We start from the raw sequence: 24,531 nt of genomic DNA, 5'->3' as shown, positions 1-24,531 counted from the left end.
GGGTACCCAAGGCTTGTTCCAGCTTATTTTAAATAGCGCTCGAACCACCCCACCGTGCGGGCGCGCTGATCGCGCTGGTGTTCGGGCTTGCGGATCGCGTGGCCTTCGCCATCGTAGATCACCAGCGTGGTCGGCGTGCCCATGGCGCGCAGGCCGTGCCAGAACTCCATCGATTGCACCGCCGGCGTTTCGACGTCGCGCTCGCCCACGTAGAGCAGGGTCGGCGTCCTGGCGGCCTTGATCGATTCGATCGGCGAGGCAGCCCGGTACACCGCCGGGTCGTCGTAGGCCGAGGCGCCGAAGAAGGGAATCATCCACTGGTCGATGCCGTTCTGGCCGTAGTAGCTGATCCAGTTGGCGATGCCGGCGCCGGCCACCGCGGCCTTGAAGCGCTGGCTGTGCGTGACGCCCCACATGGTCATGAAGCCGCCGTAGGAGTGTCCCATCAGGCCAAGGCGGCCGGCGTCCACCGGCGCCGTCTTCACCACGGCGTCGACGCCGGCCATGATGTCGCGCCAGTCGCCGCCGCCGAAATCGCGCTTGTTGGCGCTGCTGAAGGCGATGCCCTGGCCAAAGCTGCCGCGCGGATTGGGCAGGAACACGTAGTAACCCTTGCGCGCAAGGTCGCGCAGCAGCGGATTGGCCTGTTCGCCCTCGGAGACGAAGCGCGGCGAGGCGGCCGATGCCGGTCCGCCGTGCACCTGGACCACCATTGGATATTTTTTACCCGGCTCGGTCGCCAGCGGCGCGACCAGCCAGCCCTGCATCTTGAAGCCCTCGTTGGTCCATTCGACGCTGGTGGCGCGCACCTGCGGCGCGAAGCCGTCGTTGTCGCGCGTGATGGCGGCCAGCTGCGGCAAACGTCCGGCGACGATGCGCGGGGCGCGCGCGAAGTCTTCATGCACCGAGGCGGCGAGCGCGCCATCGGCGCTGAAGACGAAGCGGCCCTGGCGCGAGCCGGTGGCACCCACGGCGCCCGACCACAGGGTACGCGTGCTGCGCCTGGCCGGGTCGATGCTCAATACCGCATGGTCGCTGCCGACCAGCGCCGAGGCGATCAGCTGCCTGCCCTGCCAGGCCAGAGCGTTGAAGGAGCCGGCGAAGCGCGGGGTGACGTTGTGCGGCTCGCCGCCCGACAGGGGTATCGTAAAGACGTCGCCGCCGACCGAGCCGAAGTCGCTCATCAGGCCGCCGATGAAGGCGACGCTGCGCCCGTCGGGCGAAACGCGCGGGATATTCATCTGCATCTTCGGGGAAGCCAGCATGCGCAATGTGCCGCTGGCGGCGTCCACATGGCCCAAGGTGGCAACCCACCAGTTGTTGTCGCCGTTGCCCTTGGCGCTGGTGACGACGAAGCCTTTGCCGTCCGGGGTCCAGTCGTATTCGTAGATGTAGCTGTCGGGCGGAGAGACCATGGTCAGTTCGCCGCCGTGCGGGGCCACCAGGGCGAGGCGCTGGGCGTCGTCCTGGGTGCCGATTTCGCCGACCTGGCGCGCGCCCGCTTCGACGGCGCCGCCGAGTTTTTTCGCGCCGGGGGTGGCCAGCAGCGACAGCAGTTTGCCGTCCGGCGACCAGCGCACGGTACTGGCCACGCCCTTGATCGAGGCGACCGGCGCGGCGCCAGCGGGGCTGGCGACGTAGACGGTGGCCATGCCGGCCTTGGCGTCGGCGCTGATGAAGGCCAGCGATCGCTGGTCGGGCGACCAGGCGGGATGGTCGTAGGTGCAGGCGGCGCACGGGTCGTACTGGGCCAGGATGGCGCCGCTGACGGCATCGCGCACGACCACGACGGTGTGCGGGCGAAGCGGCAGCCCGCCCGGGTCGAGCGATTCGAGGGCGGCGATACGCTTGCCGTCCGGGGTGATGGCCAGAGCGCGGTAATCGCGCAGCACGGCTGGCTCGGCGGCCAGTGCGGAAGCGGCGGCGCCGGCGCCGGCCATCATGGCCGAGAACAGGACTGTGTGGAGTTGTGCCATAGTGAGTTTATGTGGGTGAGTTTCTGTCAAATCCGGCAAAAGGAAAACCGTGATCGGCCAGGCGACAGGGCCGGCACGTTCAGGGGACTCAATATATACGATTGCGCAGTGCGCTACACAGGCGGGTCCGCGTTTGCTTGCATCGGGCAGGTGAACGGTGTCATCGAATGGGCGCCGGATAAACTCATCGTCATGGCCGTTGAGCAGCGCCGGGCAGGATCAGAAGCAACCGGGTCCGGGCGCTGCTGTTCAAGCGCAACTGGAGACGCTCAGCCCGGTTTTAGTACGACAAGCAAGACGATCGCCGTCACGCCGCACAAAACCGCTGCGGTGGCGTGCCGCAAGCACGCGGGTGGACGGCGCGCTGGGCTGGCAACCATGCGCCGCAGACTGCCGCCCTGAATCCCATGCAAGGCCGACAGGGCGAGCACCAGCACCATCTTCAGGCTCAGCCAGGGCGTCATCCACCAGTGTCCAAGGGTGGCCAGCCCCAGTCCGCACGCCCAGGCCAGCAGCATCGCCGGTGCGATCAGGAGCCGGTCCCAACGCACCGCCGCGCCAATCACGCTGCGCTCATCCGGCAACAACGGCAAGGGCTGACGCGCCACCGTCCGCAACAAGAAAGCCTGCATGAGCAGGCCACTAATCCAGGTCATCACAGCGACGATATGCAGCGTTTTCAGGAGCAGGTACATCATGCGGCCGGTGTGACGATCCCTGCGGCCTTGCGCTCGATCAGGCCGATGCTGAACCATGCGCCGAATGGCAGCATCGCGCAGCCAATCAGTTGCGCGACTTCGGTACGGGTCCAGTCTTCGGCGGTGACGTTGCTCGTCACGGTCCAGAGATAATAGAGAAATGCCATGCCGTGCACCGGCCCCATGAACGTGACCAGCGCCGATTGGCCGGCGATATGTTTTAGCGGTACCGCAATACCGAGCAGAAGCACCAAGGTCGCCCCTTCCCACAGCGCAGCGTGGCGCAAGCGCCGGAATTGCTTCAATCGTGATTCCATCGCCCACCCTTGCCGTTGAATAAAGCACGATTATGGCGACGCAATTTCCAGCTGAACATTGGCCGCATTGCCATATTGCGCATGAATCCGGCCAAACGCTATCCAGAGACTGACACGACAGCCTATGGTCGCTAGAATCGCGCCATGCACAAAATCGCCATCCTGGCGCCCCACGGCGTCATACCATTCGATCTGGCCACTGCCTGTGAAGTGTTCAGCCGCGTTCGCGTTGCGGGCTTGCCTGCTGCATACGAGGTCGTCGTATGCGGCGAAGCGGCGTCGGTGACAGCCAGCCTGTTCGATTTGCACACGCGATGGAATCTGAGCCATGCGGCCGGCGCCCATACCTTGATCATTCCGGGCATCGACGACATCGACGCGCCAGTGTCGGAACCGGTGCTTGCGACGATCAGGGCCGCTGCAGCGGGAGGGGCTCGCATCGCCTCGATTTGCAGCGGCGCCTTCCTCCTTGCGGCAAGCGGCTTGCTGGACGGCCAGCGTGCCACCACCCACTGGATGGCGGCGGGCGAACTGGCGCGCCGATTTCCGGCAGTTACCGTGGACCCGAACGTGCTGTTCGTCGACAACGGCAAATTCCTGACCTCGGCGGGGGCTGCGGTCGGACTCGACCTTTGCCTGTATCTGGTGCGGCGCGACTACGGCGCCGCGGCCGCGGCCGATGCGGCCCGCGCCGCGGTGATGCCGCTGGAACGTGGCGGTGGCCAGGCCCAGTTTATCGTGCATCCGGAACCGTCATCGTCGCTGGCTCTGCAGCCGGTGCTCAAATGGATGGAATCGCAATTGCATTCTGCGTTGACGCTGGAGGCCATCGCTGCGCATGCCGCGCTCAGCAAACGCACCCTCAGCCGCCGCTTTCTCGAGCAGACGGGCACCTCGCCCCTGCAATGGCTGCTTGGCGCGCGCGTGAGGCGCGCCCAGTATCTGTTGGAAACGAGCGCGCTATCAATCGAGCAAGTTGCCAACGCGACCGGATTCGGTTCAAGCGCCGCCCTGCGGGCTTGTTTCGGCAAACAGGTCGGTACCAGTCCACATGATTATCGGCAAAGTTTCCGGTCGCGTTAAGGGCAAGCAGGCATCCACGCAACCTTGCGACGTAGCGGGAGGGATTCCACGACCGAAGTGACCGCCCTCGCCGGCCTTAAGGATGTTACAGCGATGGCGCCGCGCAAGCGCCGTCCAGCCGGATTTCGGCGATCATGTCGCCGTCCTCGTCCAGGCCGGTCTCGACGAAGCCCAGACTGCCGTAGAACGCTTTGGCGACCGGGTTCTTGGGCAAGTAGCAGATGTAGATCACAGTGGCACCCGGACGGCTGCGTATCTCATCGAGCACCAGAGCAATGGCGCGCCGGCCGTAGCCTTTGCCCTGTTCTCCGCTCTCGACCATGAAGCGGAAGATCGAGTACTCATCCGGCTGGCCGTCATCGAGGAGTGACGCGTACATGATGAACCCGATCGGCTTGTCGCCGAGGTAGATGGCACGCGGGAAGTGCGTCTCGCGGAAGAAACTTGCTTCCGCAATTGAATAGGCATTGCTGGCCAGGTAGCCTTGCTGCTCCGGCAGCAAGGGCAGCTTGATGATGGCGTCGAAATTGTGTTCCGCGACAGCTTGCAAGGTGATCGTCATGCGGCTCCTGGCGGTTGTACTGGGAGGCGGCGCGGCAACGGGCCGGCCGCCGGATTGATGCCGGTCAGGCTTTGCCGACCGAGAGCATGCGCTCGACGTAGCGGGCGATCAGGTCGATTTCCAGGTTGACCTTGCTGCCAACGCGTAAATGCTTGAGCGTGGTGACGGAAATGGTGTGCGGAATCAGGTTGATCGAGAAGCGGCACAGCTTGCCCGAAGCGGCGTCCAGGTCTTCCACGCGGTTGACCGTGAGCGAGACGCCGTTGATGACGACCGAGCCCTTGAAGGCGAGGAATTTGGCCAGCTCGTGCGGAGCGTCGATGACCAGTTCCCACGATTCGCCCACGGCTTCAAAGCGGTGCACCCGGCCCAGCCCGTCGACGTGGCCGGACACCAGATGGCCGCCCAGGCGCTCGGCCAGGGTCAGCGCTTTTTCAAGGTTGACTTCACCGGGCGCGTCCAGGCCGGCCGTGCAATTGAGGCTTTCGCGCGAAACGTCGACGCTGAAGGTGGCGTCGGTCTTGGCGACGACGGTCATGCAGGCGCCGTTGATGGCGATCGAGTCGCCCAGGGCGACGTCGGCCAGCGGCAGTGCGCCGGCATCGATGTCGAGCCGCACGCCCGCATCGAGGCCGCCTTCGAGTGGTTGGACGGAGCTGATCTTGCCGACGGCGGCGACGATTCCTGTAAACATGCTGGTCTATTCCTTGGTGTGAGTAAAGCGGGCGAGGATGCGCAGATCGTCGCCCAGCGGGTGAATGGCGTGAAAGCGCAGGCGCTTCTGCTGGTCGAGGCTGGTCAACGCCGGCATTGAAAACATGCCGCGCGCTTCGCCCAGCAGGCTCGGCGCCAGATAGACGAGGAGTTCGTCGACGCAACCCTCGCGAATCAGCGATCCGTTAAGCTGGGCGCCGGCTTCGATGTGCAGTTCATTGATTTCGCGCCGGCCCAGTTCGCGCATCAGGGCCGGCAAATCGACCTTGCCGGCTTCGTTGGGCAGCAGGATGACCTCGTGGCCGGCGGCGCGCAGCACGGCTTCCCTGATGGGATCGGGCACGGCGCACACGATCCAGCTCGGGGCGCCGGCCAGCACGCGGGCGGCGGGATCGATCTCAAGACGGCTGTCGACGATGATGCGGCGCGGCTGGCGCGTGGTGTCGACGCCACGCACGGTCAACTGCGGATCGTCGGCCTTGACGGTGCCGATGCCGGTGAGGATGGCGCAAGCGCGCGCGCGCCAGGCGTGGCCGTCGGCACGCGCCTCGGGTCCGGTAATCCATTGGCTGGCGCCATTGTGCAACGCCGTCATGCCGTCGAGGCTGGCGGCGGTCTTGAGGCGGACCCATGGCACGCCGCGCTGCATGCGCGACAGGAAACCGATATTGAGTTCACGCGCCTCGGCTTCATGCAGGCCGGAACTGACTGCGATGCCGGCTGCGGCCAGCTTGGCCAGGCCCTGCCCCGCGACCAGGGGATTGGGGTCGACCATGGCGGCGACCACACGGCCCAGGCCGGCCCGCACCAGGGCGTCGGAGCACGGCGGGGTGCGGCCATGGTGGTTACACGGTTCCAGCGTCACATAGGCGGTAGCGCCGCGTACGTCGTTGCCGCGGGCCGCGGCGTCGCGCAGGGCCTCGATTTCGGCATGAGCCTGGCCAGCCGGTTGTGTGTGCCCGGCGCCGATGACGACGCCATCGCGCACGATCACGCAGCCGACGCGCGGATTTGGCGAGGTCGTGTACAGCCCTCTTGCAGCCCAGTCAAGGGCGAGGGTCATGGCGGCAGAATCGGTAAGTAGTTGCACGGATATCCCAGCGTAAATGGCTGACCGCGATTTTACGCCAAGACGGCCGTTCCCGCCCGGTCTTGCCAAGAGCCTGTTCCGGTAGATAGAAGGATGTAGATGGCGACATGCGCGTAGGCGACATGCGCGTGGGCGACATGCGCGTGGGCGACATGCGCGTAGGCGACGCATGTTCCAGCGCAGGCAAGGCGCGAGGACGATGCGTGGCTAGCCATGCGGCGACGAGGGCGTTCCGCAGGACTGTCGAGGCCGCTCCTCGTGGCAGGCCCGCCAGCTGCGACTCCTGTATGCCGGAAAAGGCTCTACGGCTCCTCCTCTTCTCCGGCGCAGTTGGCGCCGTCGCGCGCGGGGTCGCACACGCGGGCCCGGCCGAGCATGTTGATCTTGATGCGGCGCGTCTGCCCGCCCTGGAATAGCGACAGCGTGCCCCAGCGCGCCGCTGCGCTGCTGTTTGCGCTGCAGCTGCGTCCGGCACTGTTATAGGCCAGGTAATCAGGCAAATTCTGGCTGGTGAACACGGCGCTGACGACGATGCCCTTCCCGACCGGGCCATGCATGGAGATCAGTTCGTCGGCGGCGCCGGGCCGGCGGTCGCCATCGCGGTCGACAAACGCCACCCAGCCGAGACTCCAGTCGGCGCCGCCAACGTCGGCCGGCGCAAGCATGACACGCTGGCCGCGCGCCATGGCTTGCGTACGCGTCATGGCGATGGCGCCAGCGAGGTCGTTCACGGCCGCGTTGAGCTGGTAGTGGCGGATCAGCGCGCGCATGTCGGGAATGACGACAGCGAGCACGATGGTGGCGATGAATAGCACCGTCATCAGTTCGACCAGCGAGAAGGCATGCAGGCGCCACGCCCGCGCGTGGTTCATGGCCAGCAACCGGCGCCACCGCCGCTGGCCGCGTGTTCGCCGACGCTATTGAGCGTCAGGGTCTCGCAGTGGCCATCGCGGAAGGTGGAGTCGACCCGGTCGGTGCCGGGAATGGCTTCGATGATGATGCAGCGCGCAATCGTCTGGCCGGCGCAGGCGTGCCCGCGCAACTCGTACGCGCTTGACGCGGCGCTGCTGCCGGACCACCACTTGAAGTGTCTTTGCTCCGGGCTGCCGGCGTCGGCCGAGAAAGCCAGGTAGCGGTTGTGCTGGGTGTAATAGCGCTCCTGCTTTTGCATCAGTTCAAGCAGGACCGCCTGGGCTTCGGCGCGGCGCGCCTTGATGAGGAAGTCCTGGTAGCCGGGATAGGCAAGCGCGGCTAGCACGACGACGATCGTCATCACGATCATCGTTTCGATCAGGGTAAAGCCTTGACTGCGTTTCATTGCCGACTCCCTTCGCTCAAGTGGTCATTTTTTCTTGCTTGCGTCGTGCAGGTCTTGCCAGTTGGGTATTTCGCGCCAGCCGAGGCGCCGCGACGGGAACCTGACGATGACCTGCTGCGCCGGCGCAGCCTTGCCGTCTTCCTGCGGGCGAACAATGGCGTAGGTGTGTGCCGCCTCGGCACGTCCGGTGGCCGTGCGCACGCCCGTGCTGGCGCTCATTGCGATGATCATCGGGGCCACGCCGGCAAGGGCTGCGTGGCGCTCGCCCGTGCTTTCCCCGGATCGGGCCAAGCCGTCGGCGTTGATGGCAAAGCCGCTCAGCGCGTCGATCACGTAGCTGCGCGACGCCGGTGCGGTGCACAGGTCGGCGCCGGGCAGCACGGTGTCGACGATCAAGGTTCCCGCCCTGGACAGCGGGCTGCCGGCGACCCGTTCGCCGTCCAGCGCGGTCTGGGGGAAATCGAAAAACCAGCCCTTGGGCGCGTCTGGCGCGTCCGGCCCGCCCAGCCCGGCATGCGCACCAGTGACCGCATAGCGCGCCGTGCCGGTCAAGATGCGCGGCACGAGCCGGGCGCGCGACAGCGGCGGCTGCGGCCTGCCGGCGGCATCGTGGACGGCGTAAAACGATTGCGGCAGGTAGCTGCCGCGCTGGGTATCGGCCAGTTCGAGGAACTTGCCGGTGCCGAACAGGACGAGGTAGCCACCGCCGGGCGCGAACACGATACGGGGTGCGTGCGCGACCGGCTGGCGCCGCCCGCCGGCGTCGCGCGCATCGAACAAGGGCGAGACGGCCGAACCCCATGGCGCCGGGCCGCTGAAATCGAAACGCCACAGCCGGCCCTGCAAGTCGCCCGCGTAGGCGTGGCGCACGCTGGCGTCGCCCGCCATGGCCAGTGCCGGCGGCGCCAGCGCGTTGGCCAACGACGGGACCGATGCCGGGGCATCGAAGCGGTAATAGTTGACGCCGCGCCGCCATCGCTGGGAGGCAGGCTTGTCGGGCGCGAGCAGGAAAAGCGCACCGTCGCCATCCTCGCTGCCGCTGTTGATGCCGCTGGCCACGACGACAAAGTCGCGGTACTGGGGCACGCCATCCTTGACGGCGGTGCGAAAGCGGGCAATCAGGGGCGGCGCGGCCACATGGCCCATGGCCGGATCGTCGCGCTCGGTAAATTCCCACAGCGCGCCCAGGCCCGCATGAAAGGCGGCCGGGTCGGAGATATCGAGCGCAAACACACCGCGCGCGCCCATGCCCATGCCGGAAGCGAGAATGGTGCGCCAGCGCCCGTCCACCAGCGCTTCGCCGCTGCCGGCGCTGGCGTCGACATAGGGCCGGTGACCATAGCCAGGGCTGGCGAGGAGCGGCAGCGCCGGCAACAGCGCATGGGGCACGTAGGCGAACAGCTCGGCGCCGCTGGCCGTGTCGAAGGCGTGCAGCATGCCATCGTTGGCGCCGACATAGGCCACGCTGCGCCGTGCGTGGTGGCGCCGGTGGAAGTCGGCATAGGCCGGGTCGGACCGGGATGCCGGCGGCGGTCCGACCAGCAAGGGGACGCTGTGGACGATGTCGCCGAGCACACTGCTGCGGCGGCGGAACACGCCACCGGGGCGCCCTGCTTCCATGCCGCGTTCGCCGCGCAGGAAGGCGGTGCGGGCCTCGCCCAGTGCGTCGGCGACGCCACCGGCAACAGGAACATCGAGCAGCGCGCGCGATTCTTGCGGCAAGCTGGCCCAGTCGAAAGCGATCGTGACCGTTCTGTCCGGGCGGTAGTCCAGCGTGTAGATCTTGCGCGCCGCCGCGCTCGGCGCTGGCAACGGCGGCACTGCACTGGCGTTCCCGCTGAGCAGGTCGGACGCGTCCCAGTCCGGCGCCGGAGCGATGGCCGGCTCGCCGCCGTTGCCGATGGTCAGCGCGCGGCGCTGCAGGCTGCCGCTTCCAGTCGCCAGATCGTGGCTGGCCTGGACGATGAAGCCGCTTCCCTTGCTGACCGGGCTGGCCACCACCGCGCCCGGCGTCTTGCCGCTACCGCTGCGGGCAGCGGCGAACAGGGCGTCGATGGCTGGCACTATCGCCGGCGCGTCCCTGGCGGCAAAAAAGCCCGTCGGCGTGCTGCCGTCGGCGCTCCATTCGGTGTTGTCGCGCCGGTTGCCGGTGGTGATGAAGGGATTGCCGTCGTCGTTGCGGTCGTTAAAGGCGCCGTACTTGGCGGCGAGGTAGAGCGCGCTGGCGCCCATGCCCGCGCCCTTGTCCGATTCTGCGCCAAGTTCGAGCGCGATGCTGCTGACCGTGACTGGCTTGTCGCCCCGGATCGGGTTGGTGTGCGCCCAGTAAGCGGCGCCGGCGAGGTACAGGCTGCCCGCGCCGTCGGGGCCGTCGTTGCACAGGTCGAGCCCGTCCAGGTCCGGCCGGGGCGCAGCGTTGCCGAAGGCGCCGTTGCGGTCGGCTTCCATGTCGCCGACGCGGCGCGTCGCCTGCATGACGTCGAAGCGGACCGGCCCGAAGGTGTCGACGGCGCGCGCCGCATCGTTGCGGCCGCTCCGGGTGTTGCCCGGCACATGACGGTCATCGATGAAGGCGGCGTGGCCGATGGTGGCGATGACGTTGCGCTGGCAGGCGGCGCTGACGGGGTCGGCCCGGCTCGACCAGGCGGGCAAGCCATCGCCGGGCACGGCGCCAGTGCCCGGTTCGCGCCCCTGCAGGTAGCGCAGGGCTTCGTAATACAGTTCGGCCCCGGGATCGCTGGCCGCATAGCTGCCGGCGGTGGCGGGATGGCTCCTGCCCGCCAAATTGATGGCCGCGATCGTGCCGCTGGCCGCGCCGCTGCTGCGGTCGGGATTGGGTACGAGCACGCCGCTCACTGCACTCCATTCGGCGCGCTGATTGACCTGCGCTTCGTAGCGAGGCGCTTCGACGGCCTTCTCGCCGATGAACTTGAGCGGGGCGCGCAGGACGCCACTACCCTGCACCGCGCCGTCGGGCGCCGCGCCGTCGTGCGCCGCGCCACCGTGCGCCGCGCCCTTCTCGCGCGTGACGGCCGGGTACGCCATGAGGCCGATGCGCCCCGCCCCCGCATGCCGCTGCAGCGCCCCCTCGGGCTTGAAGGCGGCGCCGTAGGGACGGCACAAGCCGGGCCGGCTGGCGCTGTCGTCGGCGCCGCAGACGCGCACGCGCGCGAGAAATTCGCCGTGGTACTTGTCGGACACCAGCCGCGTGCCGCTGGCGCCGTAACGGGGCGCGTCGCAGTTGCTGCCTTTGCCGGTGCCGCTGAACAGCACGCGGTTGCGGCACGACACGATGTACAGGTCGGCGTTACCGAACGGCGTGAGCGCCGCGCTGTGTGCCGCCGCCAGCTTCTTGCGCGGGAAATGGCGCGGATGGGCGTAGAAATCAGGATGCGCCGCGCCATCGGGCAGCCATGCGCGCTGCAGCACGGTGATGCCGGTTTCGTCGATGACGCGGTCGCCCCCGGTCAGGCCGAGCCGCACCAGGTCGAGCGTGGACGCCGTGGCCCAGTTGAGCAGATGGCCGCTGAAGGCGTCGCCGCCGCAGCCATGCTGCCCATCGGCCGGCCCGACGGGTGAAAAATACCCCTGGCGCTCGTCCAGGTCCGGCTCGCGCACCGAGTGCGAGCGCGCCCTGGTCGGGTACTGGTAGCACAGGCGCGAGTTGAAGTAGCCGGGGTAATCGGCCCCTTGTGCATATTCGCCACGGTAAGCCGCGCCCGCATCCTCGAACGTGAGCGACAGGTTGAGCAGCAGATTGGGTGGCAACTGGCCGGGTGCGCCGAGCACGCCGTCGGGCAGCACCAGCGGCGGCGCGGCCGAGGCCAGACAGGCGCCGCAGACAAGCACGAGCGCCAGCAGGCAGCGAAGACAGGCGCGCAGCGGCTTCATGGCGCCTCCTGGGGCGTGGCCTCCGGCACGGCCTTGAGGTAGAACGATTGCAGCACCACGCGGGTGGCGTCGAGCGCGCCGAAGCCGACGGCGGTAATCCGGTAAAAGTTGCCCGGCGGGCGGGCAGCGTCGGCGCCGGCCTGAGTGTGCGGCAACAGTTCGATCAGATAGCGCGGAGGCCGCAGCGGCAGTGTGCCTTTGCCAGACGGCAGCTGCGCGCCGGTGAAGCGGCCGTATTCGACCCCGTCCGGCCCCGGTCCGTCATTGCCCGACAAATCGGCGCTTTGCCACGCCGGCGTCCCGGGCACATGCTGGCACAGCCCGGCATTGACCTCGCGTTCGGCGCCGCAGCCGTCGACGAAGCCGAGCGCATAACCACGGGCAAACAAGGCCGCGCGCGCCGACGCGGGATCGGCGCCGCCTTCGATATCGTGCTCGGCGTCGGCCAGCGCGGCCTCGGCGGCCTGGAAGGCGATGTGCCGGTCGCGCTCGTGGCGCGCCGATTTTTCGCCGTCGAGCGCGCTGCGGGCAGCCGACACGCCGATGATCATCAGCGCCAGCAGCACGAACAGGGCCGCCAGCATGACGGCGCCAGCTTGGCGGTCGAGGGGAGAGGGAGCGCAGGGCATGGCGTCTCACAGGGCCGCGTTGCGCAGCACAATGGTGGCGGCGAAACTGCGCCGTTCGCGCCAGCGCAGGGCTGGCGGCATGCGCGCTTCGTCAAGCCGGGTACCGGGATCGGCCGCACCGCTGTAGCCCGCGCCGAACAGGTCGAAGGCGTGCGGCTCGCGGTCGGCCGCGCCGCGCCGGGCGCCGTGCAGCAGCAGCGCCACCTTGATGCTGGCCACCCGTTTCCAGTGGGTTTTGCGGCGCAGGTCCTGCTCGCGCTCGGCAGCACTTGCCCCGTCAAGCGCCAGGACGGCATCGAGCGCGTTGACGGCGCCGGCGCTGAGGTACTGGTTGGGCAGGCCGTCGGCCGGCGCGTCGGTGTCGAGTCCGTACAGCACCTGGAAGGTGTCGACCCCGGCCACCAGCGCATCGCTGCGCCAGTTTCTCTGGCCACGGTATTTGCAGCGCAGTTCGGCCTCGCCCCCCGCTGCCGGCGCGACATAGAAAATGCTCCAGCCCTCGCTGCCGGCACCCACGCCGAACCCGGCGCAACTGAGCATGCTGCCATCGCCCTCGGCGCCCTCGCCCACGCCATCGAAGCGCAGCGCCAGCACGTCGCTGCCGTTGACGCCGCCCGGGCGCGCGCTGGCGATGCCGGGCCCGCCGCCGAGCACCTGGTCGTCCAGCCCGCCGATGCGGGCGGCGGCGCTGGCTGGCGACGACGGGGCGTCTTCACGGTCAAGATCGACAAAAGCGCCCTGGCGCGCCGCGCGTTCGATGGCGTCCAGCGCAAAGCGGCCGGCGTCGTCCACCTGCGCCAGTTCGCCCTGGGCGGCGTAGCCGGTCTGGGCCGACACCAGCACCGATGCCGCAGCGAGGGAAACCAGCAGGCCGAGCAGCAGCGCGACCAGCAATTCCAGCAGCGTCAGGCCGGCCTGATGCCATCCGCGCCGGAGCGCTGCGTGCGCGCTCATGGGGCACCCGTGCCGAGCATCACCGCCACGGCCGGCGCGGATGGTGCGCCGGCGGCGGCATCGGCAGCGCCGTCGGCCCGCTTTGCGCGCCAGCCGAGCTTGATCACGACGGGTGCCCCGGCCGCGCCGGCGCACTCCCAGGCCAGCGCCTGGCGCGCCTCGTCCCACACGGTGGCGTCGCGGCAGACCGCGATGCGCCCGCCGGGAAAGCCCGCGTGCAGCGCCGCGATCGTGTCGGCGATGTCGAACTGGGCCAGCTGGGCGCTGTCGCAGCGGTTCATGCCGTAGCATTGCGCCGGCGCGGGCGGCGGCGCGCCATCGGCCGCATCGTAATGGAGTTGCAGATAGGGATTGCTGAGATCGTCGCGTTGCATTTGCCCGGCGTTCGCCTGCATGCGCCCGGCCAGGCCGCTGGCCAGTTGCACCCCGCGCGACATGAGGCTCGCTCCCTGGTGCGTGCGCAGCGCGGCGACCTGCGTGCCAAGGGCGCCCAGAATGCCGACGGTCAGCAGCAGCACCGCCACCAGCACTTCGGTCAGCGTAAATCCGCCGGCGACACATTTTCGCGATAAGCGCATGACTCCCCCGCAACGTTGAACAGACACGTCCGGTCATGACGCCGCGGCCCGGCAGGCGTGGCTGCAAGGTGCGTGGACGGGTGATCCGGATCGCTTGTGAGCTACGTTAACAGCAGTGCGCGCAGGCACGGATGGCCTGCCTCAAGCGTGTGAGCTGAACTATTTGCGCGGTTTGCGCTCGTGGCCTACTTCGGCAATGGCTTCCTGGAACTCGGCCAGGTCTTCGAAGTTTTTATAGACGGATGCGAAGCGGATGTAGGCAATCTTGTCGAGGCGTTTCAGTTCCTGCATGACCAGTTCGCCCACGTGGCCGGTATCGACCTCGCGCTGTCCGCTGGTAAGCAGCTTTTCCTCGATCGAGGCGACCGCGCTGTCGATCGCTTCGGCCGACACGGGCCGCTTGCGCAGCGCCAGCATCAGGCTGCCGCGCAGCTTGACCAAGGCGAACTCGGTGCGGCTGCCGTTTTTCTTGACAATGATCGGCATCGATAATTCGATCCGCTCATAGGTGGTGAAGCGCTTGTCGCACTTGACGCAGCGGCGCCGGCGCCGGATCGAATCGCCCTCCTCGGATACGCGCGTATCGAGCACTTGCGTGTCTTCATGCTGACAGAAAGGACATTTCATGGGGGCGCCGGGCTGCTGGTGTGAGGTTAAGCCGCGTAGACCGGGTACTTGTCGGTCAGCTTCTTGACTTCGGCCTTGACGCGCAGGGCGACGGCGGCGTCGTTCGGGTTGTCGAGGATGTCCGCGATCAGGTTACCGACCGTGGTTGCATCTTCTTCCTTGAAGCCGCGCGTGGTGAACGCCGGGCTGCCGAGACGGATGCCGGAAGTCACGAACGGTTTTTGCGGGTCGTTCGGGATGCCGTTCTTGTTGCAGGTCATGTGGGCGGCGCCCAGCAAGGCTTCGGCTTCCTTGCCAGTCAGGTTCTTCGAGCGCAGGTCGACCAGCATCACGTGCGATTCGGTGCGGCCGGACACGATGCGCAGACCGCGTGCGATCAGCGCCTTGGCCAGCGCGTCGGCGTTCTTGACAACCTGCTTCTGGTACTCGGTGAACGAGGGCTCCAGCGCTTCCTTGAACGCGACAGCCTTGCCGGCGATCACGTGCATCAGCGGGCCGCCCTGGATGCCAGGGAAGATCGCCGAATTGATGGCCTTTTCGTGCTCGGCTTTCATCAGGATGATGCCGCCGCGCGGGCCGCGCAGCGATTTGTGCGTGGTCGAGGTGACGAAGTCGGCATGCGGCACCGGGTTCGGGTACACACCGGCGGCGATCAGGCCGGCGTAGTGCGCCATGTCGACCATGAAGTAAGCGCCCACTGCCTTGGCAACCTTGGCGAAGCGCTCGAAATCGATCTTGAGCGAGAAGGCCGATGCGCCGGCGATGATCATTTTTGGCTTGTGCTCATGCGCAAGACGCTCCATGGCCTCGTAGTCGATGTCTTCCTGTTCGGTCAGGCCGTACGACACCACATTGAACCATTTGCCCGACATGTTCAGCGCCATGCCGTGGGTCAGGTGGCCGCCTTCGGCCAGCGACATGCCCATGATGGTGTCGCCCGGCTTGAGCATGGCGAAGAACACGCCCTGGTTGGCCTGGGAGCCGGAGTTCGGCTGCACGTTGGCCGCTTCGGCGCCGAACAGTTGTTTGACACGGTCGATCGCCAGTTGTTCCGCGATGTCGACGAATTCGCAGCCGCCGTAGTAGCGCTTGCCTGGATAACCTTCGGCGTATTTATTGGTCAGCTGCGAGCCCTGGGCTTGCATGACCGCTGGCGAGGTGTAGTTCTCGGACGCGATCAGTTCGATGTGATCTTGCTGGCGTGCGGTTTCCTTCTGGATCGCGCCCCACAATTCCGGGTCAACATGGGCGAGCGTGTGTTCTTTTGAAAACATGAAAAAACTCCAATCGATAAGAGTGCGAGGCACCTGATTGCAAGGATCGAATGAGGGAAGCCGTCGGAAATGGAACAGGCAGCCTCATCGTGCGCTTCCATCGGTGGCTGCCCAGGCGAACGGCTGATGAAATCTCACGTTCCCCGGTGGATGCCCACCTTTCGCCGCCAGGCAGCAATGCGCCGCGACTTTTCGCCAGTTACGTGAGACATAATGGAGCCCAAATTGTAAGTTAAGTCCCTGATTAGGGCAAGGAATGGGATTGCCTAAATGGCAGGTCGCGGCCAATATCGTCACTTGGGCTACAATCCGGCATAGTTTCGGACTTCTTCAGGACACAACATGATCGTTTTCATCACCGGCGCCTCCGCCGGCTTCGGCGCCGAAATGGCGCGTACCTTCGTCAACAACGGCCATCAGGTCGTCATCAGCGGTCGCCGCAAGGATCGCCTCGACGCCCTGGCAGCCGAGCTTGGCGACCTGGCTTTGCCGATCGTCATGGATGTCACCTGCAAGGAATCGATCAATGAAGCTTTGTCGATGCTGCCGCAATCGTGGCGCCAGGTCGATGTGCTGATCAACAATGCCGGGCTCGCGCTGGGGACGCAACCAGCCTACGAAGCCCCGCTGGCCGACTGGGAAACCATGATCGCGACCAACTGCACCGGGCTGGTGACGATGACGCGCGCGCTGCTGCCGGCCATGGTCGAGCGCGGCAGCGGGCTGATCATCAACCTGGGGTCGGTGGCGGGCCACTATCCTTACCCGGGCGGCAATGTGTACGGCGCGACCAAGGCCTTTGTCGACCAGTTTACGCTGAATCTGCGCGCCGATCTGGCGGGCACGGGCGTGCGCGCGACCAACCTGGCGCCGGGATTGTGCGGTGGGACGGAGTTTTCCAACGTGCGCTTCAAGGGCGACGATGCGGCCGCGGCCAAGGTGTACGAAGGCACGGTGCCACTGACGGCAGCCGATATTGCGGCGACGGTGTTCTGGATCGCGACGCTGCCGCCGCATATTAATATCAATACGATCGAGATGATGCCGACTTGCCAGGGGTTTTCGCCGTTTGCGATCAAACGGACCTAATTCCCCGTCGTACCGCCTCCACGTCGTACCGCCTCCACGTCGTACCCGCGCCAAGGCGCGGGTACGACGCAGATGGAGGCCAAAATGACGAGATCGACGTGGCGGAGTGGTAAAAACGGCTGCAGTACGTAACACAACTACACCCCATGTAAGCGATTGTTACAGAACTTGGCACTTCGCTATCGCTCACGTCTACTTGTGCCCCACCCAACCCGCGCCGGGTCATCTTTATGTGCGCTTGCGTACATTTACAGCCCGGAAATCGCGTAAAATGTTTCCGATATTCACTTATGGCAAATGAAATGCCCTCAGTATTCAGTTGGCCGGTACGGGTCTATTACGAAGACACCGATGCAGGCGGCATCGTCTTTTACGCGAATTACCTCAAATTCTTCGAACGCGCCCGCACCGAGTGGCTGCGCGCGGCCAACGTCGGCCAACAGGCGCTGCGCGACCAGGATGGGGCCATCTTCGTCGTCAAGAACGCCAGCATCGACTATCACGCGCCAGCCCGCCTCGATGATGAATTAAACTTGAAATTGAGTATAGAAAAACTGGGGCACGCATCGGTCCAGTTCCTCCAGCAAGCCTGGCACGGCGACGTCTTGCTGGCCAGCGCGCGGGTCAAGGTCGGTTGCGTCGATGCCGCATCCTTGCGTCCACGCGCCCTGCCCGACGCAACGGCTGCTAAAATGCGTGCCGCCTGACACTTCACATCCAGAAAAATCCAACGCCCATGAATGCAGCCCAAGACCTTTCCTTTCTCGCCCTGATCAGCAACGCGCACCTGATCGTGCAATTGATCATGGCACTCCTGCTGGGCCTGTCCATCATGAGCTGGACCTACATCTTCCGCAAAGCGTTTGCCGTGCGTGCCGCCCGTCTGCAGACCGAACAGTTCGAGCGCAGCTTCTGGGCCGGCGGCAACCTGCACACCCTGCACCAGAACGCCAGCACCACGCGCGAGCAGAGCGGCGCGCTGGCGCGCATCTTTGAAGCCGGCATGGGCGAATTCATCAAGGGCAAGCAAGCCTCTTCCCAGCGCGATCCGCTCGAGACCGGCGCCGTGCTCGATGGCGCCCGCCGCGCCATGCGCGCCGCCTTCCAGCGCGAACTCGACGGCCTCGATTCGCACCTGAACTTTTTGGCCTCGGTCGGTTCCGTTTCGCCTTACATCGGCCTGCTCGGCACCGTATGGGGCATCATGAACGCCTTCCGCGGCCTGGCCAACGTGCAGCAAGCGACCCTGGCAGCGGTTGCGCCCGGCATTGCCGAAGCGCTGATCGCCACCGCCATCGGCCTGTTCGCGGCGATTCCGGCCGTGGTCGCCTACAACCGCTTCACGCACGATATCGACCGCCTGGCCATCCGCTTCGAGAGCTTCGTCGAAGAATTCTCGAACATCTTGCAGCGCCAGTCGCGCTGATCGGAGTCACTCATGGCATCGTTTTCCAGCAGCCTGCGCGGCGGACGCAAACGCAAGTTCAAGTCCGAAATCAACGTCGTCCCCTACATCGACGTGATGCTGGTGCTGCTCATCATTTTCATGGTCGTGCCACCGGCGAACAGCCCGAGCGTGATCAACCTGCCGAGCGCCGAGAAATCGGCGCTGCCGCCGGACGACTACATCCAGATCGTGATCAAGCCCAACGCCAGCCTGAGCATCGGCGTCAACGGCAAGAACAGCGCCGCGCCCGAGGAACTGCCGAACCGCGCCGCCGTGCTGCGCCGCCTGCGCGCGCTGCATGCCGAGCATCCCGAGTATCCGGTCATGATCGCCGGCGACCGCGACAGCAAGTACGACGAAGTGATCCAGTTGATTTCCGAAGCGAAGAAAATGGGCATCAACCGGGTCGGCCTGGCCACCAAGTGACGACACGATGGCGCCCCTGAACCCTCCCGCCAGCACTGGCGGCCCTTACATTGTTCCGCCCGAGCCGAGCCGCACCCCGGCCATTTTGCTGGCGCTGGCCGTGCACGCCGGCTTGCTGCTGTTCCTGTGGGCCGGCATCAGCTGGCAGAACGTCGCCCCGACCACCACCGAGGCGGAAGTGTGGGACATGAAAGTGCAGGACGCGGCGCCGCCGGCCCCCGAGCCGCCGCCGCCGCCGCGCGAGGTGAAACCGGTGGAGCCGCCCAAGCCGGTCGAGAAACCGGTCGAGAAGAAAATCGAAAAACCGGTGGAGAAGCCGGTCGAAAAACCGCCGGCCGTCAAGCCGCCGGACATCGCGCTCGAACGCGAAAAGAAGCTCAAGGAACAGAAGCTCAAGCAGGAGGAGCGCCTGGCCGAGGAAAAGCGCGAGCTCGAGAAAGCCCGCAAGGAGCTGGCCGAGCAGAAGAAGCGCGAAGAGAAGAAGCTCGACGAGCAAAAGAAACTGGCCGAGCAGAAGAAGCTCGAGCAGCAGAAGGCGGAACAGGAAAAGCTGGCCGACAAGCAGGCCGAGAAGCAAGCCGAGAAGCTGGCGCAGGAAAAGGCCGCCAAGGCGGAAAAAGCGGCCAAGGACAAGAAACTGGCTGAAGAGAAAAAGATCCTCGACAAGCTGCACGCCGCCGAAATGCGCCGCATCACCGGCGGCGCCGGCGGTGCCGGCGAGGCCGAGCAAAAGAGCGCACCGAAAGGCGATCCGAGTTACTTCGGCGCGATCGGCGCCAAGATCAAGAGCAACCTGAATTACACGGGGAGCACCAGCATGGCCGGCGATCCGGAAGCGGTATACCAGATCGAACAATGGCCGACCGGCGAAATCAAGTCGGTCAAGAAGATTAAAAGCAGTGGTGTGCCGGCGTACGACCAGGCAGTGGAAAACGCGATTGCCAAATCGTCACCGCTGCCACGGAAAAAAGATGGTACGGTAGATCGTTCAGTTCCCGCAGCATTCAAATTGAAGGAAACCCAGAAAAACCATGACTAAACTCAGCACATTGATCCTGACCGGTGCCCTGATCACCGGTTCGTCGGCCTACGCGCAAATGCGCGTGGAAGTCGTTGGCGTCGGCAGCAACCAGATTCCGATCGCCATTGCCGCTTTCGCCGAAGAAGGCGTGGCGCCCGCGCAGATTTCAGCCATCATCCGCGCCGACCTCGAGCGCAGCGGCATGTTCAAGATCATCGACGCCGGCAGCACCCTGTCGGAAACCTCGCCGATCGATTACAGCCAGTGGAAATCGCGCGGCGCCGATGCGCTGGTGGTGGGCAGCGTGCAAAAGCTGGCCGACGGCCGGTTTGAAGTGCGCTACAAGCTGCACGACACCATCAAGACCAACCAGTTGTCGAGCCTGACCCAGGCCGCGCAAGCGAAATACACGCGCCTGTCGGCCCACAAGATCGCCGACGATATTTACGAAAAGCTGACCGGTAGCCGCGGCGCCTTCGCCACCCGCGTCGCGTACGTCAATGAAAACCGCGGCGCGCGCGACTACCGCCTCGAAATCGCCGATGCCGATGGCGAAGCGGTGCAGGTGGCGGTGCGCTCGAACGAGCCGATCATTTCGCCAGCCTGGTCGCCGGACGGCACCAAGGTCGCTTACGTGTCGTTTGAAAAACGCAAGCCGATCATCTACGTCCAGGACCTGGTGACGGGCGGCCGCAAGATCGTGGTCAATGAAAAGGGCAGCAACTCGGCGCCATCCTGGTCGCCCGACGGCACGCGCCTGACGGTGGCGCTGTCAAAGGATGGCCACACCCAGGTCTACGTCGTGGGCGTGGACGGCAGCGGCTTGCGGCGCGTCTCGAACAGTAACGGCATCGATACCGAGCCGCAATTTTCGGCTGACGGACAGACCATTTATTTCACGAGCGACCGCAGCGGCGGCCCGCAAATCTACAAAATGAGTGCCAACGGCGGCGCGGCGCAGCGCGTCACCTTCAATGGCAGTTACAATATCAGCCCGCGCGTCTCCTCGGACGGCAAAACCCTGGCCTGGGTATCCCAGCGTGACGGTGGCTATTCCCTCTATGCGATGGACCTGGCCAGCGGCCAGGAACTGCGCCTGGCCGATGCGGCCACCGAACCGAGTTTTTCGCCCAACGGCAAATACATCATGTACGCAACCAAAGGCGGCGGCCGTACTTCGCTGGCTGTGGTGTCGGTCGATGGAAGGGTCAAGCAGCGCTTAACAACCCAGGCAGGAAACATCAGGGAGCCCAACTGGGGTCCCTTCATGAAGTAAAAAAAAGAAGTCCAAACATTCACGTCATTTTTAACACCGACCAGGAGAAGAACCCATGCGCAATTTTAAAACCCTCGCATTCATCGTCACGAGCGCCGCCCTGCTCTCAGCTTGCAGCACCCCAGTAAAAGAAGAAGTCGCGCCAGTGACCGAGCGTCCGGTCGCCGCCAAGCCAGACGTCGCCGCCGACAAGCGTGATGTCAACCCCGTCGAAACCGGCTCGGTCGATCCGGTCAACGATCCAAAAGGCGTGCTGGCAGCCCGCAGCATCTACTTCGACCTCGACAGCTATGTCGTGCGCGAAGATGGCAAGCCAGTCGTCGAGAACCACGCCGGCTACCTGAGCAAGAACAAGGGCCGCAAGATCATCATCCAGGGCAACACCGATGAGCGCGGCGGCACCGAGTACAACCTGGCGCTGGGCCAGAAGCGTGCTGAAGCTGTGCGCAAGTCGATGGCATCGCTGGGCGTAGCCGAGTCGCAGATGGAAGCCGTCTCGCTGGGCGAAGAAAAGCCTAAAGCTACCGGTGGCGGCGAAGCAGCATGGACGGAAAACCGTCGTGCCGATATCGTCTATTAATCGCTTGCCGTAACGGCATCCGGACCATCGGGGCGGCGCGCAGTGCGAACTGTGCCCGCCCCGCTGACCTTGCGCGGCTGTTCGACCGCCGGGTCCCGTGGTTTTCAGTTTCAACGGTTTTGAAAGAGTCACGATCATGATCACACTGTCCAAGTCCCGCATTGCCGCCGCCTGTGTCGCGCTGGCCGCCTGCATGCCGCTGCAAGGCCACGCCGGCCTGCTCGACGACGATGAAGCGCGCAAGGCCATCATCGACCTGCGCGCCAAGGTCGAGAACATGGCGCGCGAGCTCAACGCCCGCATCGACACCAAGTCCGACCGCAGCAGCGCGCTCGACATGGTGAACCAGCAGGAACAGACCCTGTCCGAAATTGCGAAATTGCGCGGCCAGGTGGAAGTGCTGAGCAATGAACTGGCCAATGCCCAGAAACGCCAGAAAGATTTATACGCCGATCTCGACGAACGCATGCGCAAGCTCGAGCCGCGCCAGGTGACCATCGACGGGCGCGAAGCGGCGGTCGACCCGAACGAGCAGCGCGCCTACGATGCGGCCATGGGCCTGTTCAAGGGGGGCGACTACAAGAGCGCGGCGGCGGCGCTGGGCGACTTCGTGCGCCGTTATCCATCGTCGGGCTATGCGGCCAATGCGCAATACTGGCTGGGCAATGCCCACTACGCGCAGCGCGACTTCAAGGGCGCGATCGCGGCCCAGGAAGTGGTGGTGAGCCAGTACCGCGACAGCGCCAAGGCGCCGGACGCCATCCTCAACATCGCGAGCAGCTATACCGAGTTGAAAGATATTAAGAATGCCAAGAAGGCACTGAAGGAACTGGTACTCAAGTATCCGGACTCGAGCGCGGCGCAAGCGGCCAAAGACCGGCTGGCGGTGCTCAAGTAGGCGCTTGATGTAACACTGCGGTAAAAAATGTATGCAGGGGCATTTGACAGAAGCACGGATGCCCCCTATAATCTTGCTTCTTCGGGTCGTTAGCTCAGCTGGTAGAGCAGCGGACTTTTAATCCGTTGGTCGCAGGTTCGAATCCCGCACGGCCTACCACGAATACAGCAGTAAGCAAATGAAGCAGTTACGAGCGATCGTAACTGCTTTTTTTGTTTGGGGAATCTGATCCGTTTAGCCCCCCCTGTGCCGCAAGTGTGTGGTGATCCACGGCATGCTTGGGGCCAGCGACCGGCGGCATGCTTCGCTTTCTACGCCGGCGTCAGGTGTGCATACCGCGGCACCATGTCCGCCGACTTCCGCCTGCCCATTTCATGCAAGTCGTAGAGCGGCTTGCCTTTCTGGCCCCGCCAGCTTGCCCAAGTGTGGCGCAAATCGTGCTAGCGAAAATTCTTGATTCCTGCCCGCTCCAGTGGGCTTCGCCACGGCTTGGTGTTGACGTGCTTGAGTGGCTAGGACCTTATAGAACGAGGAGATTTTCACAAACAGACTGATGGAGTGAAATAGGTCCCGTTAGGTTCCAAAATCTAGAAGTGTGTCAGGGCCGGCGATCGAACATGGTGGAACTAATCGACAGTGGAGAAGTTCGCCGATGTCAGATTGCCGGACCCTATGCCTCAAATCGTGCCAAGATAGTCTATGGCTACGCTCTTCGAATTCGGCAAATTTGAATACAGATGCCTACTCAGCTAGATTTTTTAAAGCGAAAGCGCTTCATCAGGATGCAAACGACACTGAACTAATACCAAAACCAAACACGACTACCAAACCAAGGTGACCTTACATGGTGCGAAAACCCGCAGTACCCTCGCTAATAGTTATTCCTGGATCGACAAAAGACGATTACCGCGCGATCTTCGCAATCGCCATGGCCTATGCCCAGTCCGGTCTGATATTAAGCGACAGGGCGCATCGCTCCCACGAAACAGAGTTTGTCTTCCCGGCAGTCGTATGCTCGAGCTTTTCCATCGAGCTTTTCCTCAAAGCCTTCATCACGTACGAAAACACCGAGAAGCAGCAAAATTTAAAGGAAAAAGCATCTGGACACACTTTGCCTGCATTATGGCAAAAAATAAGCCTTCCCCGGCGGAAGATGATCGTTGGCATGTTTCGAAATCCAGACCAATATCCGCACGAAAACGTAATTGAAACCCACTTGAAGCTTTTCGCCGAAGCGCTTGATGAAGTCGGCGCGCAACCGTTCGTCAAATGGCGATACGCCTATGAAATCGGCGGGCCGGAACTCATGTCCCACGCTGCACTGGTCGAACTCACGAATGCGCTAAGTGGAGCGGCTGCCTACCTATTCCGGCCTCTCTCGACATCCGATGCCGACGATAGGGCAATCGACAGCTCGGCGGGCGAACGCATCGAACTTCCAAACCTCCGCGCCTCAAGCGCGTTGATTCTGGGGCGAGAGTCGCCTCTTCGATGTATACCGAGCAACATAGACTCCAAGCAGATGCGCTGTCTCAACGCAATCCGCCACGCAGCCGAGACCATGGATATTGCGTTCCTGAGGCTTCGCGAAGGACTCACCGCTAACGCGCTGAACCCTCCAAAGGAGTTGGAGCTCGCTTCATTCATTTCTCATGTGTTTTCGGACGCATGGTTGTTCGTTCGTGCAGTCGCCCGAATAGCGCACGAGTTCGAAAAATTAACCAATGGCGATCCCCGTATACTACCGAACGTTGAATCTCTAGCCGAAAGCACCAAACCGTTCCGGGATTTGGCGGAATTGGAACATCTCGGATGGGGGAGTCTCTCATGGCTGACAGGAGTCTCGCTTCTTCCAACCCCTAGTGCATTGCATTGTGCGATCTACCCAGGGTCCTTGTCGGAGCCGCCACAAATCAGCACCGCCCCGATAGTCACTACCTTGGATTGGCCCACCGACCGAATCCGTCTGGCGTGTGGAGAGGTTGAAGCGGATCTTTCAACGGTACGAAAGCATGTCGCTTTTCGCTTGTCGCTTTTGGAAGGTCTACTGGAGAAAGCATTTGACGGTTCCGACACGTCTAGG

General features: G+C 64.6%; 24 protein-coding genes, 1 tRNA gene and 1 riboswitch. Of the genes, 11 read left to right on the top strand and 14 right to left on the bottom strand.

Annotated elements, in window-relative coordinates:
• Positions 1 to 23: 23 nt before the first annotated feature.
• The 3 genes from RBA40_RS29800 to RBA40_RS29790 form a co-directional block, all read right to left on the bottom strand.
• Positions 24 to 1,976, bottom strand: a complete 1,953-nt coding sequence (locus RBA40_RS29800) for a S9 family peptidase (RefSeq protein WP_306652212.1) — start codon at positions 1,974 to 1,976, stop codon at positions 24 to 26.
• Positions 1,977 to 2,245: 269 nt separating this feature from the next.
• Positions 2,246 to 2,674 carry a CopD family protein gene (locus tag RBA40_RS29795; protein WP_306652210.1) on the bottom strand — a complete coding sequence of 143 codons (429 nt, stop codon included), beginning with the start codon at positions 2,672 to 2,674 and terminating at the stop codon, positions 2,246 to 2,248.
• Complete coding sequence (locus RBA40_RS29790) at positions 2,671 to 2,979, bottom strand: DUF3817 domain-containing protein (RefSeq protein ID WP_306652208.1); 309 nt, start codon at positions 2,977 to 2,979, stop codon at positions 2,671 to 2,673. Before RBA40_RS29790 ends, RBA40_RS29795 begins: the two co-directional genes overlap by 4 nt.
• Before the next feature lie 156 nt (positions 2,980 to 3,135).
• Between RBA40_RS29790 and RBA40_RS29785 the strand changes: the two genes are divergently transcribed.
• A complete protein-coding gene (locus RBA40_RS29785) occupies positions 3,136 to 4,074 on the top strand; it encodes a GlxA family transcriptional regulator (protein ID WP_306652206.1) in 939 nt (312 codons plus the stop codon).
• Between the two features lie 85 nt (positions 4,075 to 4,159).
• Here RBA40_RS29785 and RBA40_RS29780 read toward each other — a convergent pair whose 3' ends face one another.
• The 11 genes from RBA40_RS29780 to glyA all read right to left on the bottom strand — a co-directional run bounded on the left by RBA40_RS29780 (position 4,160) and on the right by glyA (position 15,711).
• The gene (locus RBA40_RS29780; protein WP_306652205.1) at positions 4,160 to 4,636 is read right to left on the bottom strand and encodes a GNAT family N-acetyltransferase; all 477 of its coding nucleotides are present in this window, start codon (positions 4,634 to 4,636) and stop codon (positions 4,160 to 4,162) included.
• Between the two features lie 64 nt (positions 4,637 to 4,700).
• On the bottom strand, positions 4,701 to 5,330 hold the full coding sequence (locus RBA40_RS29775) for a riboflavin synthase (RefSeq protein ID WP_306652203.1): 630 nt from the start codon (positions 5,328 to 5,330) through the stop codon (positions 4,701 to 4,703).
• Positions 5,331 to 5,336: 6 nt separating this feature from the next.
• Positions 5,337 to 6,413, bottom strand: coding sequence for a bifunctional diaminohydroxyphosphoribosylaminopyrimidine deaminase/5-amino-6-(5-phosphoribosylamino)uracil reductase RibD (gene ribD, locus RBA40_RS29770; RefSeq protein WP_306652202.1), 1,077 nt, complete (start codon positions 6,411 to 6,413; stop codon positions 5,337 to 5,339).
• A 329-nt stretch (positions 6,414 to 6,742) separates the two neighbouring features.
• A complete protein-coding gene (locus RBA40_RS29765) occupies positions 6,743 to 7,312 on the bottom strand; it encodes a GspH/FimT family pseudopilin (RefSeq protein ID WP_306652201.1) in 570 nt (189 codons plus the stop codon).
• The gene (locus RBA40_RS29760) at positions 7,309 to 7,758 is read right to left on the bottom strand and encodes a type IV pilin protein (RefSeq protein ID WP_306652200.1); all 450 of its coding nucleotides are present in this window, start codon (positions 7,756 to 7,758) and stop codon (positions 7,309 to 7,311) included. Before RBA40_RS29760 ends, RBA40_RS29765 begins: the two co-directional genes overlap by 4 nt.
• Before the next feature lie 24 nt (positions 7,759 to 7,782).
• Entirely contained in the window at positions 7,783 to 11,649 is a 3,867-nt protein-coding gene (locus RBA40_RS29755; RefSeq protein ID WP_306652199.1) for a pilus assembly protein, read from the bottom strand.
• Positions 11,646 to 12,278 carry a pilus assembly protein gene (locus tag RBA40_RS29750; protein ID WP_306652197.1) on the bottom strand — a complete coding sequence of 211 codons (633 nt, stop codon included), beginning with the start codon at positions 12,276 to 12,278 and terminating at the stop codon, positions 11,646 to 11,648. Before RBA40_RS29750 ends, RBA40_RS29755 begins: the two co-directional genes overlap by 4 nt.
• Positions 12,279 to 12,284: 6 nt before the next feature.
• The gene (locus RBA40_RS29745) at positions 12,285 to 13,232 is read right to left on the bottom strand and encodes a PilW family protein (RefSeq protein ID WP_306652196.1); all 948 of its coding nucleotides are present in this window, start codon (positions 13,230 to 13,232) and stop codon (positions 12,285 to 12,287) included.
• Complete coding sequence (gene pilV, locus RBA40_RS29740) at positions 13,229 to 13,810, bottom strand: type IV pilus modification protein PilV (protein WP_306652195.1); 582 nt, start codon at positions 13,808 to 13,810, stop codon at positions 13,229 to 13,231. The genes RBA40_RS29745 and pilV overlap by 4 nt, the downstream gene beginning before the upstream one ends.
• Positions 13,811 to 13,969: 159 nt before the next feature.
• Complete coding sequence (gene nrdR / locus RBA40_RS29735; protein ID WP_306652193.1) at positions 13,970 to 14,437, bottom strand: transcriptional regulator NrdR; 468 nt, start codon at positions 14,435 to 14,437, stop codon at positions 13,970 to 13,972.
• A gap of 26 nt (positions 14,438 to 14,463) precedes the next feature.
• Positions 14,464 to 15,711 (bottom strand): serine hydroxymethyltransferase, encoded by a 1,248-nt coding sequence (gene glyA, locus RBA40_RS29730; RefSeq protein ID WP_306652191.1) that lies wholly within the window; start codon positions 15,709 to 15,711, stop codon positions 14,464 to 14,466.
• 102 nt (positions 15,712 to 15,813) lie between these two features.
• Positions 15,814 to 15,924, bottom strand: a riboswitch (ZMP/ZTP riboswitch).
• Between the two features lie 129 nt (positions 15,925 to 16,053).
• Here glyA and RBA40_RS29725 point away from each other — a divergent pair.
• From RBA40_RS29725 to RBA40_RS29675, 10 genes are all read left to right on the top strand, one after another.
• Positions 16,054 to 16,800: an SDR family NAD(P)-dependent oxidoreductase gene (locus RBA40_RS29725; RefSeq protein WP_306652190.1), complete on the top strand. Its 747-nt coding sequence runs from the start codon at positions 16,054 to 16,056 to the stop codon at positions 16,798 to 16,800.
• A gap of 302 nt (positions 16,801 to 17,102) precedes the next feature.
• Positions 17,103 to 17,507: a tol-pal system-associated acyl-CoA thioesterase gene (ybgC, locus tag RBA40_RS29720; protein ID WP_306652188.1), complete on the top strand. Its 405-nt coding sequence runs from the start codon at positions 17,103 to 17,105 to the stop codon at positions 17,505 to 17,507.
• A gap of 29 nt (positions 17,508 to 17,536) precedes the next feature.
• Positions 17,537 to 18,226 carry a protein TolQ gene (tolQ, locus tag RBA40_RS29715; protein ID WP_099881322.1) on the top strand — a complete coding sequence of 230 codons (690 nt, stop codon included), beginning with the start codon at positions 17,537 to 17,539 and terminating at the stop codon, positions 18,224 to 18,226.
• Positions 18,227 to 18,238: 12 nt separating this feature from the next.
• Positions 18,239 to 18,673 (top strand): ExbD/TolR family protein, encoded by a 435-nt coding sequence (locus RBA40_RS29710; RefSeq protein WP_306652186.1) that lies wholly within the window; start codon positions 18,239 to 18,241, stop codon positions 18,671 to 18,673.
• A 7-nt stretch (positions 18,674 to 18,680) separates the two neighbouring features.
• Complete coding sequence (gene tolA / locus RBA40_RS29705) at positions 18,681 to 19,712, top strand: cell envelope integrity protein TolA (RefSeq protein ID WP_306652185.1); 1,032 nt, start codon at positions 18,681 to 18,683, stop codon at positions 19,710 to 19,712.
• Complete coding sequence (gene tolB / locus RBA40_RS29700) at positions 19,705 to 20,970, top strand: Tol-Pal system beta propeller repeat protein TolB (protein WP_306652183.1); 1,266 nt, start codon at positions 19,705 to 19,707, stop codon at positions 20,968 to 20,970. The genes tolA and tolB overlap by 8 nt, the downstream gene beginning before the upstream one ends.
• 55 nt (positions 20,971 to 21,025) lie before the next feature.
• On the top strand, positions 21,026 to 21,550 hold the full coding sequence (gene pal, locus RBA40_RS29695; protein WP_306652182.1) for a peptidoglycan-associated lipoprotein Pal: 525 nt from the start codon (positions 21,026 to 21,028) through the stop codon (positions 21,548 to 21,550).
• A 136-nt stretch (positions 21,551 to 21,686) separates the two neighbouring features.
• Entirely contained in the window at positions 21,687 to 22,448 is a 762-nt protein-coding gene (gene ybgF / locus RBA40_RS29690) for a tol-pal system protein YbgF (protein WP_306652180.1), read from the top strand.
• Between the two features lie 83 nt (positions 22,449 to 22,531).
• Positions 22,532 to 22,607, top strand: a tRNA-Lys gene (locus RBA40_RS29685).
• Positions 22,608 to 23,292: 685 nt separating this feature from the next.
• A partial coding sequence (locus tag RBA40_RS29675) for a hypothetical protein (RefSeq protein ID WP_306652178.1) occupies positions 23,293 to 24,531 on the top strand: 1,239 nt, incomplete at its 3' end.

Source organism: Massilia pseudoviolaceinigra (assembly GCF_030846505.1).
In the GTDB taxonomy this organism is placed as follows: domain Bacteria; phylum Pseudomonadota; class Gammaproteobacteria; order Burkholderiales; family Burkholderiaceae_D; genus Telluria_A; species Telluria_A violaceinigra.
The sequence above is the reverse complement of the archived record's forward strand: the minus strand, read 5'-3'. Positions and strand labels throughout refer to the sequence as shown.